Origin of the sequence: Ensifer sp. WSM1721 (assembly GCF_000513895.2) — a bacterium.
Lineage (GTDB): Bacteria > Pseudomonadota > Alphaproteobacteria > Rhizobiales > Rhizobiaceae > Sinorhizobium.
Window position 1 is genome coordinate 1601866 of sequence record NZ_CP165782.1, and the last position, 13773, is coordinate 1615638.

The 13773-nt window shown below is 62.1% G+C and carries 12 protein-coding genes and 1 pseudogene; 8 read left to right on the forward strand and 5 right to left on the reverse strand.

Going from position 1 to position 13773, the window contains the following annotated elements; all coding sequences use genetic code 11:
- Window positions 1-201 precede the first annotated feature (201 nt).
- From M728_RS07865 to M728_RS07875, 3 genes and pseudogenes are all read left to right on the forward strand, one after another.
- Window positions 202-1149, forward strand: a complete 948-nt coding sequence (locus M728_RS07865) for a carbohydrate kinase family protein (protein WP_026623064.1) — start codon at window positions 202-204, stop codon at window positions 1147-1149.
- A 137-nt stretch (window positions 1150-1286) separates the two neighbouring features.
- Window positions 1287-2216 (forward strand): pseudouridine-5'-phosphate glycosidase, encoded by a 930-nt coding sequence (locus tag M728_RS07870; protein WP_026623063.1) that lies wholly within the window; start codon window positions 1287-1289, stop codon window positions 2214-2216.
- A gap of 257 nt (window positions 2217-2473) precedes the next feature.
- Window positions 2474-2874 (forward strand): annotated as a pseudogene (locus M728_RS07875) (VOC family protein).
- Between the two features lie 123 nt (window positions 2875-2997).
- Here M728_RS07875 and cckA read toward each other — a convergent pair.
- Window positions 2998-5613 carry a cell cycle histidine kinase CckA gene (cckA, locus tag M728_RS07880; RefSeq protein ID WP_026623062.1) on the reverse strand — a complete coding sequence of 872 codons (2616 nt, stop codon included), beginning with the start codon at window positions 5611-5613 and terminating at the stop codon, window positions 2998-3000.
- A gap of 376 nt (window positions 5614-5989) precedes the next feature.
- Here cckA and M728_RS07885 point away from each other — a divergent pair, with 376 nt between their 5' ends.
- Entirely contained in the window at window positions 5990-6967 is a 978-nt protein-coding gene (locus M728_RS07885) for a flagellar biosynthetic protein FliO (RefSeq protein ID WP_026623061.1), read from the forward strand.
- 118 nt (window positions 6968-7085) lie between these two features.
- On the opposite strand, the gene dksA is transcribed toward M728_RS07885, so the two are convergent.
- A complete protein-coding gene (gene dksA / locus M728_RS07890; RefSeq protein ID WP_026613972.1) occupies window positions 7086-7505 on the reverse strand; it encodes an RNA polymerase-binding protein DksA in 420 nt (139 codons plus the stop codon).
- A gap of 409 nt (window positions 7506-7914) precedes the next feature.
- Here dksA and M728_RS07895 point away from each other — a divergent pair, with 409 nt between their 5' ends.
- From M728_RS07895 to M728_RS07910, 4 genes are all read left to right on the forward strand, one after another.
- Window positions 7915-8451 (forward strand): histidine phosphatase family protein, encoded by a 537-nt coding sequence (locus M728_RS07895; protein ID WP_026623060.1) that lies wholly within the window; start codon window positions 7915-7917, stop codon window positions 8449-8451.
- Between the two features lie 177 nt (window positions 8452-8628).
- Window positions 8629-10125 (forward strand): YcjX family protein, encoded by a 1497-nt coding sequence (locus tag M728_RS07900; protein WP_026623059.1) that lies wholly within the window; start codon window positions 8629-8631, stop codon window positions 10123-10125.
- Window positions 10122-11201 (forward strand): YcjF family protein, encoded by a 1080-nt coding sequence (locus M728_RS07905; protein ID WP_026623058.1) that lies wholly within the window; start codon window positions 10122-10124, stop codon window positions 11199-11201. Before M728_RS07900 ends, M728_RS07905 begins: the two co-directional genes overlap by 4 nt.
- A 146-nt stretch (window positions 11202-11347) precedes the next feature.
- The gene (locus M728_RS07910; protein ID WP_026623057.1) at window positions 11348-11899 is read left to right on the forward strand and encodes a hypothetical protein; all 552 of its coding nucleotides are present in this window, start codon (window positions 11348-11350) and stop codon (window positions 11897-11899) included.
- Between the two features lie 74 nt (window positions 11900-11973).
- Here M728_RS07910 and folK read toward each other — a convergent pair whose 3' ends face one another.
- Genes folK through folP form a run of 3 tightly spaced genes read right to left on the reverse strand, consistent with a single transcriptional unit; the run spans window position 11974 to window position 13722 of the window.
- The gene (gene folK, locus M728_RS07915; protein ID WP_026623056.1) at window positions 11974-12498 is read right to left on the reverse strand and encodes a 2-amino-4-hydroxy-6-hydroxymethyldihydropteridine diphosphokinase; all 525 of its coding nucleotides are present in this window, start codon (window positions 12496-12498) and stop codon (window positions 11974-11976) included.
- Window positions 12485-12856 (reverse strand): dihydroneopterin aldolase, encoded by a 372-nt coding sequence (gene folB / locus M728_RS07920; RefSeq protein WP_026613966.1) that lies wholly within the window; start codon window positions 12854-12856, stop codon window positions 12485-12487. Before folB ends, folK begins: the two co-directional genes overlap by 14 nt.
- Entirely contained in the window at window positions 12853-13722 is an 870-nt protein-coding gene (gene folP / locus M728_RS07925; protein ID WP_026623055.1) for a dihydropteroate synthase, read from the reverse strand. The genes folB and folP overlap by 4 nt, the downstream gene beginning before the upstream one ends.
- Window positions 13723-13773 lie beyond the last annotated feature (51 nt).

Sequence of the window (13773 nt, forward strand, 5' to 3'; positions counted from 1 at the left end):
CCCTGGGGATTTTGCGCTATTTCCACAGGCTGTACCGCAGCTCGTTCGCGCATCTGCCTGCCAGTCCGATTCGCATCGGGAATCGCGATGGACCAAAAGCGGCGGGAGCCGTAAATCTTCGGAGATGTCGGAGCGGAGTACAGGCGGGAAAGAGCCTTCGCCTCCGCTTCGCCCCTTGTCGAGGCGCAATTGGGAGCGGACATGAAAGCACTGGATATCGCCGTTTTCGGCGGTGCACATCTCGACCGGCGCGGCCGGATCTGCGGCGCGACCGTGCCAGGAGCAAGCAACCCCGGCAGGTGGTTCGAGGAAGCCGGGGGCGGCGGCTTCAATGCCGCGCGGAACCTCGCCCGCCTCGGCCATCGCGTGCGCATGATCGGCCCGCGCGGCGGCGACGCGGCCGGCGACATGGTGGCTGCCGCCGCCGCCGCCGCCGGCCTGATCGATCGCCCCTTCATCTTTCTCGACCGCAAAACGCCGAGCTATACGGCGATCCTTGAAAACGACGGCAATCTCGTCATCGCACTTGCGGACATGGATCTCTACACACTGTTTACGCCGCGCCGCCTGCAGCAGCGGGCCACGCGCGAGGTCTTGGCAGTGAGCGATCTTGTGCTGATGGACGCGAACCTGCCGCAGGACACATTGACAGCGCTTGTGAGCGCGGCTTCCGGAGACAGCCGGCTCATCGCCGGTATCGCTGTTTCTCCGGCAAAGGTGATCCGCTACGGCGAGTGCCTCGCGGGCCTCGATTACCTGTTCATGAACGAGGCGGAGGCAAAGGCAATCACCGGAGTCGAGATTGCCACGGTCGAGGAATGGCCGTCGCTGTTGCATGCCAGGGGGCTTCGTGGCGGCGTCGTCACCCGCGGCGGACGGGCTGCGGTCGCCTTCGATCGCCACGGCGCCTGCGTCGCCGTGCCGCCCGCTCTTCCCGCACTTGCAGACGTCACCGGCGCCGGGGACGCGCTGGCTTCAGGCTTCCTCGCCGCTCGGCTTGCTGGCTTCGACCTTGCCGGATGCCTGCGGCACGGCATTGCTGCGGCCATCATAACGCTCCTTTCGCCCTTCGCCGCGTCGGAAGAAATGTCGACGGAGGCCATCGAACAGGCACTCGCCCTTGTCCCGGCGCCGGAAATGCTGTCATGAGATTGGCAGCCGAAAGCGAGGCGGGGCGAGGAAGCTTGCAGGGTTTCCGTCTTTGCCAGCTCCCGCCTTTTCAGAAGCAATCACGACGGCCTTGATCGAATCGAAGCAAAAATCATCGTCACCCTAGGGAAAAGATCATGACCAAACCCGCCTCGCCATCCCTGCCGATGGAATATTCCGATGAAGTCGCGGCCGCCAAGGCGCGCGGTGCGCCGATCGTTGCGCTTGAATCGACGATCATCACCCACGGAATGCCCTACCCCGGCAATCTCAACATGGCCCGCAGCGTCGAGACGATCATTCGCGAGCAGGGCGCGGTCCCCGCGACCATTGCGGTCATTCACGGTGTTCTGCATATCGGCCTCGATGATGCGAAGCTAGAGGCGCTGGCGAAGACGCAAGGCGCGATGAAGCTTTCGCGCGCCGATCTCGCCTACGCGATCGCCGAGCGCCGCACGGGCGCCACGACCGTCGCCGCGACGATGATCGCCGCCGCCCGCGCCGGCATCGACGTTTTCGCGACCGGCGGCATCGGCGGCGTCCATCGCGGGGCGGAAGAGAGCTTCGACATCTCGGCCGATCTCGATGAACTCGCCCGCACCGGCGTCATCGTCGTCTGCGCCGGCGCCAAGGCCATTCTGGACATTCCGAAAACGCTCGAAGTGCTCGAAACCCGCGGCGTGCCGGTCGTGACCTATGACAGCGAAATCTTCCCTGCCTTCTGGTCGCGCGATTCCGGCATCAAGAGCCCGCTGATGCTGAACAGCCCGGCGGCGATCGCCAATTTCCAGCGAATGCGCGATCTCCTCGGCATCGACGGCGGCATGCTCGTCGCCAACCCGGTTCCAGAGGAAAGCGAAATCCCGCGCGAGGAAATGGAAATCTACATCACCCGGGCGCTCGACAATGCCGCAAGCGACGGCATTTCCGGCAAAGCGGTCACGCCCTATCTGCTCGACAACCTTTATCACATGACGGAGGGCCGCAGCCTTGAAACCAACATCGCGCTCGTCGAGAACAATGCGCGCCTCGCGGCCGAAATCGCAGTAGCGCTCGCGGCGAAATAACACTGCGATGCAAAAGGTGGTCCCGGCATGGAGACCAGCCGTAACCCAAAATGTGGAATTAAGGTAGATAGTGATGTCGAACCGCTTGCAATACGACGTTGTGGGCGGTTTCCTTGCCGAAAAGATCTTCGTGAAGCATTCTGCACCTCAATTGTCGCAGAATATCCATTTTCGCGAAGCCGCAAAATTCAGTCACAAAACCGTCGCGTTAGTCGGGACTTTCTCGACAACGACTTTGACTTCACGGGAGGAATTCGATGCGTTTTATCAATCCTATCCCGTTCGTCCGCGACATCAATTACTCTAAGGAATTTTATGAGAAGAGACTTGGTCTGAAAATATTAGAGGATTTCGGAAACTTCGTCCTTTTTGAGACTGGCTTTGCGATCCACGAAGGAACTTCACTTGAACAACAATTTGGCGGAAAGCCTTTATCAGGAAAGAGCCCTATGGCCGAAGAAATTTGCTGTTGTATTTTGAACATGAAGACCTTGACGCGGCGTTCGAAAACATTGCGCCGCACGTGAGGCTGATCCATCCGATTGAGCGGCAAGCATGGGGACAGCGAGTGTTCCGTTTTTATGATCCAGACAGGCACGCAATAGAGATTGGAGAGCCACAAACTCTTTGGTCTCCAGGCAATTCGCATAAGTCCTAGGTTTTGCTACTAAGCCGCGCCTTTTGAATTTCAAGAGGAAATTCGGTCGAACAGTCGCATAGCTTCAACTTTTTGCCACCGACTTCTGCGCAGCAAGCATTCCACTGCGAAAGCGGAAGCTCGTCAGGAATCGAGCATCTCGCGGACAGCGACGGCCAGTTGCTTCAGCGAGAACGGCTTCGGCAGGAAGCCGAACTTGGCATCGGCGGGCAGGTTGCGGGCAAAGGCGTCTTCCGCATAACCGGACACGAAGATGAATTTCAGATCCGGATATTTCTTGCGCAATTCGCGGAGCAGCGTCGGGCCGTCCATTTCCGGCATCACGACGTCCGAGACGACGATATCGACGGCGCCGTCGAGCTCGTCCATGATCTCGAGCGCTTCGACGCCGGACCCCGCCTCGTAGACCGTATAGCCACGCGTCTCCAGCATTCGCTTGCCGCCGCGGCGAACCGCCTCCTCGTCCTCGACCAGGAGGACTACCGCGGAATCTCCGGTGAGATCGGCCGGCTCCGGCCGAGGCGCTGCCGCCGCCGGTGGCTCGCTTGGCGCCAGCGGGATCGCGGCGGAGGTTTCGTTGTATGCCGGTTCGTCGCGTGTCTCGGCCGCTTCGACATACCGCGGAAGCAGGATGCGGAAGGTCGTGCCCTTGCCGACTTCGGACTCCGGATAGATGTAACCGCCGGACTGCTTGACGATTCCGTAGACCATCGAAAGACCGAGCCCGGTGCCCTTGCCGACCTCCTTCGTCGTGAAGAAGGGTTCGAAGATCTTGTCCATGATTTCCGGCGGAATCCCGGTACCCTCGTCCGCCACTTCGACCATGACGTAGTCGTCCTCCGGCAGCTCGCGCCGTCCGATTGCCGGCACTTCGCTTGCCGGCAGGTTCCGCGTCCGGAGCGTGATGGTTCCGCCGCCTGGCATGGCATCGCGAGCATTGACGGCGAGGTTCAAAAGAACCTGCTCGAACTGGCCGAGATCCGTCTTCACCGGCCAGAGATCGCGACCGTAGTCCACTTCGACCTTGACGTTCGTGCCCGTCATGCGGTCGACGAGCATCCTGAGGTCGCCGATGACGTCGGTGAGATTGAGCACGGTCGGCCGCATAGTCTGCTTGCGCGAGAAGGCGAGCAATTGCCGCACCAGAACCGCGGCGCGGTTGGCATTGCGCTTGATCTCCATCAAATCCGCAAATGTCGCGTCCGCCGGCCGGGCCGATAGCAAGAGATGATCGGCTGAAAGCAAGATCGCCGTCAGCACATTGTTGAAATCATGCGCGATGCCGCCGGCGAGGGTTCCGACCGCGTTCATCTTCTGCGTTTGCGCCATCTGATTCTCGAGCGCCTTCTGCTCGGTGATTTCCAGCGCATAGATGATCGCCGCTTCCTCGGGAGCCTGGTCACTCTGGTCGATCACGGCGTTCACGTAGAAGCGGAAGTGACGCCCCTCATCCCTCGGATGCAGCGCGTCGATCGGGGCGATATCGCTCTGCCGGTCCTTGGCCGCCGCTAGCGCCTCCTGCAGCCGGCCCTTTTCAGACGGGTGCACTACGGCCTCAATCAGGGCACCGCGCTCGAAATCGTCCTGCGAAACGAGGCCGGCGAAAAGCTTCAGGAAGGGTGCGTTGGTCCTGAGAATCCGCCCGTTTCCGTCCACCGAGGCGATCGCCATAGGCGTGTTGTTGAAGAAACGGGTGAAGCGCATGGCCGCATTCGACGCCGACTGGTCGCCGTCGTCGCCCTCGCGCGACATCACGATCGTCCTGCTTTCTCCCGGCGCGCCGTCGCGCGTCGAGGAAACGCGATGGATCAGCCTGACCGGCAGGCTCTGGCCGTTCATCTTGCGCAGATCGAGGTCCAGAACCTTTGTCTTCTTGAGGCCCGGTTCGGCCTGCACCGATTGCACGAGCGCCAAGCCCTCGCCCGCGACGAGGTCCGCGATGCTGATCGATCCGGGCTGGAACTTGGTGAGATCGATGCCCAGCCAATCGGCAAGTGTCGCGTTGATATAGAAGATCTCGCCCTTACGCCCCGCGGAGAAAAAGCCCGCCGGTGCATGGTCGAGATAGTCGATCGCGTTCTGCAGCTCCTTGAAGAAGCGCTCCTGATCGTCGCGCTCCGCGGTGATGTCGGCGATCTGCCAGAGATAGAGCGGATTGCTGTCTGCATCCTCGAGCGGCAGCACGCGCGCCTTCAGACGAAACCAATGGGCGCCCGCGCCGGCCCCCTTGCCGTTGGCGAGCGGTTTCAGCAGCCGAAATTCCTCGTGTCCCTGCTTGCCCTCGTGCAGACCGTTGGTCAGGCGATAGATCGCCTCCGTCGCTTCGCGGTTCCGCGACAGGATGGTTTCGAGAGATTGTATGCCGGCTGCGCTCTTCACGCCCGTCAGCGCGCCGTAAGCGGCGTTCGCATAGATGATGCGGCCCTTGCGGTCGGTGACGATCGTCCCGTCCTCATGCGCGTCGAGGAAGGCACGGGCCAGTTCGTCAGGCCGTGACTGCGGCATCACCTCGATGAAACCGATGACCGACGAAACGAGGAAGAATATGCCGACCATGGCCAGCACGCCGAGAATGCCGAGCACGATTTCGTTCTCGAGCTGATTCTTGAAGACGACGAATGCGGCCGCCGAAGCGGTGAGAACGATCGCCAGCAGGATGATCCTGAGGATGGTGCCCGGCCGCACGCCCCGGTCAACGACCGGCATCTGGTAGTCACCTGACTGCCGCAATTTCGTCATCGGGGTCCTCACCTGCTGCCGGGTCGGCGCCCTACCGGCACGATCCCGCACGCTTGCAACGCCGCGCATCCCTGCAGACGCACAAGGGCCGCTCTAATACTTTGAATTGCTGCATAAGTTATCCCTAAAACGGTTCCGGTTTAAGGAAACTATGCAGCGACCGGCATCCGATGACGTCGCCGCGAAATCGGTAGCCGCCTTCCCCGCGCTCCCGCCCATCGAACTGGAATCATCTTTAACAATCAGAGATAACAGCAAAAAGCGTCTCGGCGGAAGCGCCGCGGTCAATTCACAGGGAATGTCAGGCGGAAGCTTGTTCCGGCCCGAAAAAAGCCGTCAAATGCTGCCATCCGGGCGGCAGTAAGGAGTTCAGCCTATGATGGAAACGATCCTGGGGGACAACGGTAGCCGGTTCATCGTCGCCGCCGGAGCAGTGGCCATTGGTCTCTTGTGCCTTGTGGCGGTGCTCTGGATCATGCGCAACAGACCATCCTCTCCCTTCGTCCGTGGGGGCAAGAACAGGCAGCCGCGGCTTGCCGTGCTCGATGCTGCAGCGGTGGACACGCGCCGTCGGCTCGTGCTCGTGCGACGCGACGATGTCGAACACCTGATCATGATCGGCGGCCCGACCGACGTCGTCATCGAGAGCCGCATCGTTGCGGAGGAAACAGCCCCGGCATCGGCCGGCGTCCGCGTTGCGGTGGAACAACGGCCTGCCGACGTTTCGACCGCGGCAGCCCGACCGGAGGCAAAGCCCCAGCCCGTTTCCTCTACCGCCCCCGCCGAGCTTGCAGCCGTCGAACCGGTTCGGCAAATGACGCGGCCCGTCGAGCCTGTAAGAGCTCCGGTGCGCGCTGAGCCGGCACCGCCGGTGCGCGTTGCGGCCGATCAGTCCGATACGACTAGCTCGTCGCCGCCGCCGCAACAGCCAGCGGCCTCCAGACCGGCGCCGCTACCATCTGACGTTCCGCCTGTGGCCGCTGCCGTCGAGCCGGTGCGCGATGTTCTTACAGCCGCACGCGACCGAGTGCTTCCGATGGTCCAGCCTGCAAGCGGAGATCGCTCAGCGCCGCCTACCCCGGCCGAGCCCTTCAAGCCGATACTGGCGCAGCCTGCGACGCGGCCGGCAACACCGGATGCTGCCGAATTCGAGCGCATGCTCGATGCGGAAATCAGCGGCGATCTCCAACGCCTGACACCGACAGCCCCGCTGCCGCCGGAAAATCGTCCAGCGCAGGGCGGTCGCCAGGAGCCTATGCTCGGTGCCACACCGGAAGACGTCCGAAAGGAACCAACGATCGAGGAGGAGATGAACCGGATGTTGGCTGACATCTCCGCGGGCCGCAAACCGTGAAGGGAGCGGTGCGGCGGGCCCGTCCCCGCACGAGCGGCTTCGATCCATACGGCAGAACAAAAGAAAACGGCGCGGTTGAACCGCGCCGTTTGCTGTAGGTCAGGCAATCTTCCGCGACTTACTCGTCGCGGTAAACCTTCTCGCGACGCTCATGGCGTTCCTGAGCCTCGATCGAAAGAGTCGCGATCGGCCGCGCGTCCAGGCGCTTGAGGCCGATCGGTTCCCCGGTTTCCTCGCAGTACCCGTAGGTGCCTTCGTCGAGGCGCTGCAGCGCGGCATCGATCTTGGCGATCAGCTTCCGCTGGCGATCGCGGGCGCGCAACTCGATTGCCCGGTCTGTTTCGGAGGAAGCGCGGTCCGCAAGATCAGGATGATTGGCGCTCTCCTCTGCCAAGTGATCCAGTGTCTCGCGGGCTTCGCGAAGGATATCGTTTTTCCAGGCATTCAACTTCGCACGAAAGTATGCCCGATGGTTTGCATTCATGAATTCCTCGTCCTCGGAGAGGACATAGGTACTAAGATCGATCTTCTCACTCAACGCGATTCTCCTGAAGAACATCTCATTGCGGCGGTGTATAGACCTATGGAAGCTCTGATTCAAGCCTTGTAGACGGTGCTTACTCGGCAATTTAGCACTGCGCGGATTTCAGGCTAACCGGCTAATATTTCATCAAAATTACGCACAAAGTCCTGATCGGCGAGTTATCGCCGCAGCTGTCGGCAGGAGCCGTCATTCAGCTGGTGCGCGAATTCGGTCGCGTCCAGATTGCGACATCTGGTGTACGCCGAGCGTCAGTTCAATAGCGTATCGGTTCGCCAAAAACGCGAAGAGCATGGCTTGATCTTTGCGTCGACCGGCGGGACAAGGGAGCGATCCGACGGGGCGTTTGTGCTGCGGGCGCAGGCAGATGCCTCCATTCCCGGGAGTTTCAACACCGGACAGGTACATGCAAGATAGCGTCGTCCCAGCCTTCCGCCTTTTTCTCCTTCGTCACGCCCGTTCGGGCTGGGCTCTGCCGGGTCAAAGGGACTTTGACCGCACGCTCGACGGCATCGGTTATGCGGAGGCGGAGCTTACCGCGCAGAACGTTGCCGATCGCGGTCTGCGACCGGACTTGATCCTGTGTTCCACCGCAACACGGTGCCGCCAGACGGCAGAACCGCTCTATCGCATGCTCGGCAAGGACATCGATATCCGCTATCTCGACCCGCTTTATACAGGTCTGACGAGCGTCTACGCCGAGCTTGTCGAAGCGTATGCGGACCGGTCCTCGCTGATGATCGTCGGGCACAATCCGATGATCGAGGAACTGTTCTGGCAAATTCTCGGTGGGACAACGGCTCAGGCGGCATTCAGCGATGGTTATCCGCCGGCCGGATTGGCGATCATCGACTTTTCGGCCCGCCCGACGGCCGGCTCCGTCTGGTCCGCCGCACTTTCGCAGTTGCTGGTGCCGACCCTCGAGGACGCCGAAGGGCAATGACCCGGTATTTCGTCCGGGTTCGAATCCGGCCCGAGGAGCCATCGAAGTTCGCTCGCGTCGTTGCGCCGACGGAAACATTTCCTATATCGCTCCCGAGCAACGTGGACGCCTGTAACCCGGCGGGGATATCGGCCATAACGCTGTATCGCTGAACGATTCCGGAGGGGACGAGAGAACTTGGCGCCCATTCTGACCAGTCTCAAGGACGACACGTTGATCGCGCTGGACAATCTTGCAGACCGCGCGGCCGGGCTCGTCCATCCTACCGTTCGGCTCGGCGTCACCGGTCTTTCGCGCGCCGGCAAGACCGTGTTCATCTCCTCGCTCGTGCACAACTTATTGAATGGCGGGCGGCTGCCGCTGTTCGAGCCCATCCGCTCCGGCCGCGTTTCGAAGGTCCGGCTGGAACCGCAGCCGGACGACGCCGTGCCGCGCTTCCAATACGAGGACCACATCGCCGCTCTCGTCCGCGACCGGGCATGGCCGGATTCGACGCGCGCCATTTCGCAATTGCGCATCACGCTCGACTACGAAAGCGCGAGCGGCTGGAATCGACTGTTCTCTCCCGGACGTCTTTCGATCGATATCGTCGACTATCCCGGCGAGTGGCTGCTCGACCTGCCTCTGCTCGCCCAGGACTTCCGGCAATTCAGCGAAGCAACGGTGCGGCGAGCGCGCGAAGGCACGCGTGCAGCCCTATCGCGCGAGTGGCTAAACCTTGCCGCCTCCATAGGCGCGGAAACGGCCGAGGATGAAGGTGCCGCCCGTCGGCTCGCCGAAAGCTTCACTGCCTATCTCAAGGCCTGCAAGGAAGACGACCGCTCACTCTCGACCCTGCCGCCCGGCCGCTTTCTAATGCCAGGCGATCTCGAAGGTTCACCGGCGCTCACTTTCTCGCCGCTGCCCGACGTGCCGGCAGGACGGGCGCCCAAAGGCTCGCTTTGGGCGATGATGGAGCGGCGATACGAAGCTTACAAGACGCATGTAGTTAAGCCGTTCTTCCGCGAGCATTTCGCCCGCCTCGATCGCCAGATCGTGCTGGTCGATGCGTTGCAGGCAATCAATCGCGGGCCGGAGGCGCTTAAGGATCTGGAGCAGGCGCTCGCCGACGTGCTTGCCTGCTTTCGTCCCGGCGTCAATTCCTGGATTTCCTCTCTTCTCACGCGCCGGATCGACCGAGTGCTGATTGCCGCTACGAAAGCGGATCACCTGCATCATGAGAGCCATGATCGGCTCGAGCGCACCGCCGCTCGCCTCGTCAGCCGTGCAGCCGAACGCATCGGAATGAGCGGAGCCGGCCTCGAAGTCATGGCGCTCGCGTCGGTCAGGGCGACGCGGGAGGCGACGGTAAACCATGATGGGCACAGCCTGCCAGTCATTGTCGGAACGCCTATAGCCGGCGAGAAGATTAATGGCGAGATCTTCGATGGCGAAAAGAAAACCGCGATATTCCCCGGGGACTTACCGGAAAATCCAGATATTCTGTTTGAGGTTGCGGAGACCGCTTCCCGCCCCCGCGTCGCGACCGTGACCGAGCCGTCAATGCCGGAGCTGAACTTCGTCCGCTTCCGGCCGCCGCATCTGGAGGAGACGCGCGGCGGGTTGAAACTCTCTGTACCGCATATCCGGCTCGACCGGGCCATGCAGTTCCTGCTCGGAGATCGCCTGGCATGAATGACGATTTTAAGGATCGCCGTCGCAAGCCCGCCGCCTTTCCGGTTACGCCGGAAGAACGCACCGCAAGTCCTGAACAACAGCCGCGGCGCGCACCGGCAAGCTTCAGCGACAAGGTTGCCATGACGCCAGATGCAGAGGATCCGTTCATCGAGACGACTGCGGCGCTCGAAGCACTCGACTTGCCGGAAGCTCAGCCCCGCCGGCGGCGCCTCTCCTTCGGCAAGGTGGCCGCGGGCGCTTTCGGTATCCTCTTGTCGCTGGCCATAGGCCTCTGGATCGACCGCCTCGTGCGCGATCTCTTTTCCCGCGCCGACTGGCTCGGCTATGCGGCGATCGCGGTCGTGGCAATCGGCGCGGTTGCGTTTCTGGTTGTCATTGCCCGCGAGCTCACCGGCATGATGCAACTGACGGCGATCCAGGCGCTGAAAGCAGACGTCTTGGAAGCAGCCGGCCCCGGAAAGACCAAGGCCGCGCGTGCCGCTACGGCAAGGCTCGTCCACTTGCTGGCCGCAAACCCACGTACCGCCAAAGGTCGGGCGCGGCTTGCGGAGACCGAAGGCGAGATCATCGACGGTCCGCACCTCCTCGAACTGACTGAGCGCGAGTTGCTGGCGCCGCTCGACCGCGAAGCGCGCCGAATCATTCTCGCCGCGTCGAAACGCGTGTCGATCGTCACCGCCGTCAGCCCGCGCGCGCTCGTCGATCTCGGCTATGTGCTCTACGAGTCCGCGCGCATGATCCGCGCGATGGCCGAGCTTTACGGTGGGCGGCCCGGCACGCTCGGCCTCTTGCGCCTGATGCGTGACGTCATCGCGCATCTGGCGGTGACCGGCTCGATTGCCGCCGGCGACAGCCTCATTCAGCAGGTCCTCGGCCACGGTCTCGCGTCGAAGCTGTCGGCCCGCCTTGGCGAAGGCGTGATCAACGGGCTGATGACGGCGCGCATCGGAATTGCGGCGATGGATCTCTGCCGCCCGATGCCGTTCCGGGCGCTGAAGCGCCCCGGCATCGGTGATTTTCTTGCCGACCTGACGCCAGGAGCAGCGAGAGCTGAAAGCTCGCGGGACGGCTGAGCACCATGATGGCGGGCCGCCTCAATTTCTGGCGAGCGGTCGAAGCCGTGAAGCGGTAATATATGAGCGGCGACGAAACCATCCGTTAACCATTTTCGCGCAAATGTGATTACCAGATTTGCACGTTGACCCATCAAGGATCGTTCATGTTCTCGCGCCTTTCTTTGATTGCTCGCGGCGTTGCCGCTATCGCGCTTGTCGCCGCCCTCGGCGCTGCAACGCCGGCACTCTCCGGCGCCCGCGACAAGGCGTTCTTCGACAAGGTCGCCGGCCAGTGGAAGGGGCCAGGCGAGATCGTGGCCGGCAAGTACAAAGGCACAAAATTCACCTGCGACCTCACCGGCGAACCGATGTCCGGCGCACAAGCCGGACTGAAGCTTGACGGCTTCTGCCGCGTCGGCGTCTTCAAACAGCCGATGTCGGCGATGATCACGCAGAAAGGCAACAGCTACACCGGAAAGTTCCTCGATGGCGCCGACGGCAAGGGCCTTGACGTCGTGTCCGGCAATGTCGCCAAGGACAAGGTCGTCGTCGGCATCAACCGCAAGCAGCTCAACGGTGCGATGATCGCTCGTCTTCAGGACGAGGAGACCATGAACATCACGATCTCGGTGAAGGTCGAGGAAACAATGGTCCCCGTCATCGGCGTCAGCCTCAATCGGCAGATGGACACCATCGCGGTCGGCTCGATCAAGTAGTCGCGTTTCACAGAGGGAAAACGGGAGCCCGGTTCAATGCCGGGCTTGCTGCGTCAGGAAGCAATGATCCTCGTTCAATCCTGCGCGCGCCACCAGTCAACGTTTTCATCGGCCACTTCGATCCCGGTGACATCCACCCGGCTCAGCCACTCTCTGATCGTCCGCCCCCCGACGGAAAGGGCCGCCGCAAAATCCGCAAGCGGCATCAGAACGAAACCGCGCTCCGTCATCCGCGGATGCGGCAGCTGCAGCGCGTCGCTGACAATGCTCAGGTCATCGAAGGTCAGGAGATCAATGTCGATGGTGCGCGGCCCCCAGCGCTCCTTTCGCACGCGCTTCATGGCGCGCTCGATCTCGAGACAGGTTTCAAGAAATGTCTCGGGGCCGAGTGTCGTCTCGACTTCCGCGCAGGCATTGAAGAACCAGTCCTGATCCGTCTTGCCCCATGGCGGCGTCCGATAAAGCCGCGAAACCGCCGTAACCCGGCAGTCCGGCCGCGCATCTAGTGCTCGCAAGGCTTCCGCCATCGCCCGGCGCGGTTCGCCGAGATTGCCGCCGAGGCCGAGTGTCACGCTGCGCCAGCTCTTATTCGGCAACATGCTCGACCGTGACTTCAACGTAATCCAGCACCCCGGGAACGGGTGCGTTCGGTTTGCGTATCGAGACCTTCGCCCGACGGATCTGACGGAAGCGCGCGCAAAGCGTCTTGGCGACCTCAAGCGCCAGTGCCTCGATCAGATATCGCCGGCGTCCGGTAACGATCCTCTCGATCTCGGCGAAGGCGATACCGTAATGCACGGTATCATCGATGCAATCCTCGACCAGCGCAGTACCCTGCTCCACCTCGAGTTCCGCATCCACGAAGAATCGCTGCCCGAGGAACTCTTCCTCGTCGAGCACGCCGTGGCGGGCAAAGAACGCGCAGTTCTTAAGGGTGATCGTGTAGGTCGCAGTCATGGCTTCATGTCCCGTCGGCTGTTCTTTGCAGTCAGCATAGCATCGGCCATCGCCAGCGCATCCCTGTTGATTGCGACATCATGTACCCGAAAAATCGCAGCGCCCTGAGCCCTGAGAAGCGCGGTCGTCGCCGCGGTGCCGACGTCTCGGGCCTGCGCCTCCCTCCCCGTCACCGCACCGACGAAGCGCTTGCGCGACGTTCCGACGAGGAGCGGCAGGGCAAATCGATGCAATTCCTCGAAGCGCCCGATCAGTTCCAGGTTTTCATCCGTATCCTTGGCGAAACCGAAGCCCGGATCGAGAACGATCTGCTCCCGCCGAACGCCGGCCTTGGCGGCGATCTCGAGCGACCGGTCGAGAAAATGGAACTGATCCTCTATGACGTCGCCGAGTTTCTCGCGACCCCGCCCCGTATGCATAATGCAGAGGCCGGCACCCGTCTCGGCCGCGACGGAGGCAATTGCCGGTTCGCGCTGCAGGCCGTGCACATCATTGACGATATGCGCCCCGGCCTCCACGGCAAGGCGCGCGGTGTTGGCACGATAGGTATCGATGGAGATGATCGCCTCGGTTTCAGCGGCAAGAGCGGCGATGACGGGCATGACGCGGGCCTGCTCCTCCTCGGCGCTTACCGGTTCAGCATCCGGGCGGGTGGACTCGCCGCCTATATCGAGAATTTCCGCTCCCTCCTCGACCGCACAAAAAGCGGCTGCCACGGCGGCTCCGGCGTCGGTAAAGCGCCCTCCATCGGAGAATGAATCCGGCGTGACATTGATGATTGCCATCAAAACGCCACGCGGACCCAGTTCGAGACTGCGTCCATGAGCCAATCGCCAACGGAAGGGCTGAAATGGAGTATATCTCATGGTCTTTCGATCCGCGGCTCCAACGACATAGAGTTTCATCGACTGCGCATG

Coding starts and splice junctions, on each gene's coding strand:
- M728_RS07865 (WP_026623064.1), top strand. CDS start 202: ATGAAAGCACTGGATATCGCCGTTTTCGGCGGTGCACATCTCGACCGG.
- M728_RS07870 (WP_026623063.1), top strand. CDS start 1,287: ATGACCAAACCCGCCTCGCCATCCCTGCCGATGGAATATTCCGATGAA.
- cckA (WP_026623062.1), bottom strand. CDS start 5,613: ATGACGAAATTGCGGCAGTCAGGTGACTACCAGATGCCGGTCGTTGAC.
- M728_RS07885 (WP_026623061.1), top strand. CDS start 5,990: ATGATGGAAACGATCCTGGGGGACAACGGTAGCCGGTTCATCGTCGCC.
- M728_RS07895 (WP_026623060.1), top strand. CDS start 7,915: ATGCAAGATAGCGTCGTCCCAGCCTTCCGCCTTTTTCTCCTTCGTCAC.
- M728_RS07905 (WP_026623058.1), top strand. CDS start 10,122: ATGAATGACGATTTTAAGGATCGCCGTCGCAAGCCCGCCGCCTTTCCG.
- M728_RS07910 (WP_026623057.1), top strand. CDS start 11,348: ATGTTCTCGCGCCTTTCTTTGATTGCTCGCGGCGTTGCCGCTATCGCG.
- folK (WP_026623056.1), bottom strand. CDS start 12,498: ATGTTGCCGAATAAGAGCTGGCGCAGCGTGACACTCGGCCTCGGCGGC.
- folB (WP_026613966.1), bottom strand. CDS start 12,856: ATGACTGCGACCTACACGATCACCCTTAAGAACTGCGCGTTCTTTGCC.
- folP (WP_026623055.1), bottom strand. CDS start 13,722: ATGAGATATACTCCATTTCAGCCCTTCCGTTGGCGATTGGCTCATGGA.